This window comes from Streptomyces sp. SID11385, from assembly GCF_010548245.1.
Taxonomy (GTDB): Bacteria; Actinomycetota; Actinomycetes; order Streptomycetales; family Streptomycetaceae; genus Streptomyces.
Genome location: NZ_JAAGLR010000159.1, coordinates 1 through 4,226, shown reverse-complemented (window position 1 = coordinate 4,226; position 4,226 = coordinate 1). Strand labels below are relative to the sequence as shown.

The window sequence follows — 4,226 nt, the reverse complement described above, 5'->3', positions numbered from 1 at the left end:
GCCGGGCGGGCCGGGTGGCGGCGCGGGTGGCGCCGTGGGCGGTGCGGGGGGTGGTGCGGGGGGTGGTGCGCGAGGTGTCGCCGGGGGTGCCGAAGACGCGCGCGGTGCCGGCCTCGGGCAGGCGCAGGGTGAAGGTGGAGCCCTCGCCCTCCGTGCTCCAGACCGTGACCTCGCCGCCGTGCGAGGCCGCGACGTGCTTGACGATCGCGAGGCCGATGCCGGTCCCGCCCGTCATGCGCGAGCGGGCCGGGTCGACGCGGTAGAAGCGTTCGAAGACGCGCTCCCGGTCCTTCTCGGAGATCCCGATGCCCTGGTCGGTGACGGCGATCTCGACGAGGTCGCCGCCGCCCGCCGGGGCGCGGCGCGCGGCGATGCCGACGCGGGTGTGCTCGGGGCTGTAGTTGACGGCGTTCTCGACGAGGTTGCCGAGCGCGGCGGCGAGCTGCCCCCGGTTGCCCCACACGGACAGGTCCTCGCCCATCCCGCCGGGCACGATCGTGATGTGCTTCGCGCCCGCCGTCTGGCGGCAGCGGTCGACGGCCTCGGCGACGAGGTCCCGTACGAGCACGGGCTCCGCGTCCTCCAGCGGGTCGTCGTTCTGGACGCGCGAGAGGTCGATCAGCTCCTGCACGAGCGTGGTCAGGCGCGTCGCCTCCTTCTGCATCCGCCCGGCGAAGCGCTCGACGGCCTCGGGGTCGTCGGAGGCGTCCGTGACGGCTTCGGAGAGGAGGGAGAGGGCGCCGACGGGGGTCTTCAGCTCGTGGCTGACGTTGGCGACGAAGTCGCGCCGCACCGCCTCGATGCGGCGGGCGCGGGTCAGGTCCTCCACGAGGAGGAGGACGAGCCGGGAGCCGAGCGGGGCGACGCGCGCGGAGACCGCGAGCGGGCCGCCGCGGCCGGTGCGGCGCGGGAGGTCGAGTTCGGTCTGGCGTATCTCGCCGTCGCGGCGGGTCTCGCGGGCGAGCTTCAGCATCGGCTCGACGGCGAGGCGTCCGCCCCGTACGAGCCCGAGGGCGTACGCGGCCGAGCTGGCCTTGACGACGTTGTCCTCCTCGTCGAGCACGACGGCGGAGGAGGAGAGGACCGACAGGACGGTGTCGACGCCGGGCGGCAGTACCGCCTCGGTGTGCAGAGAAGTCCTGGTCGGGCGCTTGAGTTCGCGCTCGCTCCAGCGGAAGGCGAGCGCGGCGATCACGCCGGTGCAGAGCCCGGCGAGAGCGGCGGCTGCGGCCACCGCCGCGTTCACGTCCATGCCGCAAGGGTAGGTCGCCGTGTCGGGTACCTCCCAGCCGTTCGGGGGTCACCTCGAACACTCGTCGCCCAGAGTTCACCTTGGTGACGGTGGCGGTTCACTTGGGCGGCCGGAATCCGTCGCGTACGGGACGGACCGTGGCAGCGTGGGCGCGGGAGGACTCCCCCGTCCGGCCCTGTTTCGGTCTTGGAGTGAGGAACGCCATGCGCGACGCGTACCACGAGGAACTCGACTCGATCAGCGACGACCTGGTCGAGATGGCCAGGCTCGTCGGCTCGGCGATCGGCCGGGCCACGACGGCGATGCTGGACGCGGATCTCCAGCTCGCCGAGAACGTCATCGCGGCGGACGCGCGCGTGGACGAGCTCCAGCATGAGCTGGAGGCGAAGGCGATCGAGCTGCTCGCCCGGCAGCAGCCCGTCGCGACGGACCTGCGGGTGGTCGTCACGAGCCTGCGGATGAGCGCGGACCTGGAGCGCTCGGGCGACCTCGCCCAGCACGTCGCCAAGCAGGCGCGGCTGCGCTACCCCGAGTCGCCCGTCCCGCGCGATCTCCAGGCGACCCTTCTGGAGATGGGGCAGCTCGCCCAGCGGCTGATGGCGAAGGCGGCGGAGGTCATCATCACGAAGGACATCGACCTCGCCCTCCAGCTGGAGCAGGACGACGACGAGATGGACCTCCTGCACCGCACCCTCTTCCAGCACCTCATCGACGAGCGCTGGAAGCACGGGATCGAGACGGCGGTGGACGTGACGCTCCTCGGCCGCTACTACGAGCGGTTCGCGGACCACGCGGTGTCGGTGGCGAAGCGGGTTGTTTATCTGGTGACGGGGGAGCACGCGGACGCCATCCAGGCGGTGGGGCCGGTGGGGGACAAGAACAGCCCCTCCGGCGTTTGAGGAGCGGGGTCCGGGGCGGAGCCCCAGGGGCGCACAGGCGCGAAACGGTGAACCCGCCCACACCCCAACGCGCCGTTGACGCCCCCCTCCTGCCGCAGGTCCCCTGGTCACGGAGTACGTCCGCGACCGAGGAGGACCCCATGGCCGAGACCCCCGAGACACCCCCCACCCCCGGCGAAGGCAAGAGCCTCCCCCTCCTCGGCGCCTGCGGCTGCGGCTCCGGCTGCGGCTGCGGCTGCCAGTCGGGGGCGCCGTGCCAGTGCGGGGGCTGCTCCGGCTGAGCACCCGCCCCCGCGAGGTGGGTGAGTACTCACTCACCTCCCGGGGGCGTCCCCCGCCGCGAGCAGTTCCGCTTCCCGCTCCGCCGTGTACCCGAGCCCCGCTTCCAGCACGGGCCGGCCACGCCCGGCGTCCCAGTCCCGTACCGCCGCGACCGTCTCCGCGAACGGCGTCGCCGTGAGTCCCGCCGCGCGCGCCGGGCCGGGGTCGCGCCGCTGGCCCGCCCAGTCGTCCCGTACGAACGGGAAGTACGCGGGCCGGTCCGCGACGGGGACGAGCCACGCCCGAGTGCCCGCCCCCCGCGCGCACGCCGCGAGGAGCGCCGCGAGCGTCAGCGGCTCGGCGGGGCCGACCGCGTCGAAGGCACCGCCGAGGTCCTTGTGCGCGAGCGCCGCGACAAGGCGCCCGAGGTCGCGCGCGTCCAGGAGCTGTACGGGCTGCGCCGTGTCGCCGGGCAGGGCCGTCGGACCGCCCCGCTCCGCGTGCCGCAGCCAGTACAGGAAGGCGCCGGACGTGTCGTGCGGGCCGACCACCTGTCCTGGGCGTACGAGCGTGGCGCGCTCCCCGAAGCGGGCGGTCACCACGTCCTCGCAGGCCACCTTCGCCGGGCCGTACGTGCTGTTGTCGAGCCGCGCGACATCGTCCACGTCCCGGCGGGGCGCCTTGCGCCGGGGGTGCCCGCCGGCCTCGTAGACCGCCTGCGTGGAGACGAACACGTACCGCCCCGCGTGGCCGCCCGCCGCGTCCAGCGCCGCGATCGCGCCCCGTACCTGCCGCGACACGTATCCGCTCACGTCCACGACGACGTCGAAGGGCCGCTCGCGCGCGGCGGCCGTCAGCGCCGCGTAAGCGCCCGTGTCGCGGTCCCCGACGAGCCTGCGCACGCCGGGGAACAGCTCCCGGCCCGTCCTGCCGCGCCCGAAGAGCGTCACTTCGGCCCCGTCCCCGACGAGCGCGTCCACGATCGCGCGGCCCACGAAGGCCGTCCCGCCCAGCACCAGTGCTCTCATGGCGGCCGAGCCTACGGCGGGGCGTGACCGGGGTCACCGCTCCCCCGTGCCGGTGCTCCTCGCCCCCGCGCGAAAATGGGTGGTACGCCCATCGAGCCACGATCGGGGGAGCCGGAGCGGAGCCGTCCATGCCACACATCACCGTCGACTACACGGAACGGCTGGACGACACCCTCTTCGACCGCCACGCCTTCGCGAAGGAACTCGACCCGCTCGTCGTCACCGAGTCGCACTCCGCCGGGGTCGGCAAGATCTTCTTCCGGCCCGCGCCGCTCACCTTCGTCTCGGGCGAGGAGCACCCGTACGTGCACGTCACGATCGCGCTCCTGCCGAACCGCTCGCCCGCGCAGAAGGCGCACCTGTCGGACGCGGTGCTCGCGCTGCTCGGGCGGTACGTGGCGGGCGGGCCGCACGTCGTGACGTCCGTCGAGGTGCGCGACCTGCCCGACTCGTACCGCCTGCGAGGCTGAGGCACCGAGGCCCACGACCTCGTACCGCCTACGAGGCCGACTCCCCGAGCCCCACGAGCCGCCGTTTCCCGGTGCCGCCGTCCCCGTCCCCCTCCGTCACGAGCAGGTCCTGCCGTCCGTCACCGGCCTCCACCGCCCGCTCCGCGAGCACGGGGCTGCGCCCGATCCGCCGCCACGGCGCGGAGCCGAGGCCGCGCGCCGAGCCGCCGTGCAGGACGGTGAGCGTGTCGCGTTCCAGCCAGCGGTCGGGGGCGGTGCGCACCGCGAGGTCGTCGCAGCCGTCGCCGTCGAGGTCGGCGGTGAGCACGCCGAGCCC

General features: G+C 74.3%; 5 protein-coding genes and 1 pseudogene. 3 read left to right on the top strand and 3 right to left on the bottom strand.

Going from position 1 to position 4,226, the window contains the following annotated elements; translation table 11 throughout:
• The coding region (locus G3I42_RS05165; protein ID WP_239096274.1) for an ATP-binding protein at window positions 1-1,252 on the bottom strand (1,252 nt) is incomplete at its 3' end.
• Window positions 1,253-1,455: 203 nt separating this feature from the next.
• On the opposite strand from G3I42_RS05165, the gene phoU reads away from it, so the two are divergent.
• Together phoU and G3I42_RS36845 are read left to right on the top strand one after the other, a co-directional pair.
• Window positions 1,456-2,151, top strand: a complete 696-nt coding sequence (phoU, locus tag G3I42_RS05160) for a phosphate signaling complex protein PhoU (RefSeq protein WP_164282779.1) — start codon at window positions 1,456-1,458, stop codon at window positions 2,149-2,151.
• A gap of 140 nt (window positions 2,152-2,291) precedes the next feature.
• On the top strand, window positions 2,292-2,432 hold the full coding sequence (locus G3I42_RS36845) for a hypothetical protein (protein WP_203606388.1): 141 nt from the start codon (window positions 2,292-2,294) through the stop codon (window positions 2,430-2,432).
• A 33-nt stretch (window positions 2,433-2,465) separates the two neighbouring features.
• Here G3I42_RS36845 and G3I42_RS05155 read toward each other — a convergent pair whose 3' ends face one another.
• Complete coding sequence (locus G3I42_RS05155) at window positions 2,466-3,440, bottom strand: NAD-dependent epimerase/dehydratase family protein (protein WP_164282777.1); 975 nt, start codon at window positions 3,438-3,440, stop codon at window positions 2,466-2,468.
• 128 nt (window positions 3,441-3,568) lie between these two features.
• Here G3I42_RS05155 and G3I42_RS05150 point away from each other — a divergent pair, with 128 nt between their 5' ends.
• Window positions 3,569-3,910: an isomerase gene (locus G3I42_RS05150; RefSeq protein WP_164282775.1), complete on the top strand. Its 342-nt coding sequence runs from the start codon at window positions 3,569-3,571 to the stop codon at window positions 3,908-3,910.
• Window positions 3,911-3,938: 28 nt separating this feature from the next.
• On the opposite strand, the pseudogene G3I42_RS05145 reads toward G3I42_RS05150, so the two are convergent.
• A pseudogene (locus G3I42_RS05145) lies at window positions 3,939-4,226 on the bottom strand (VCBS repeat-containing protein); the annotation flags it as partial.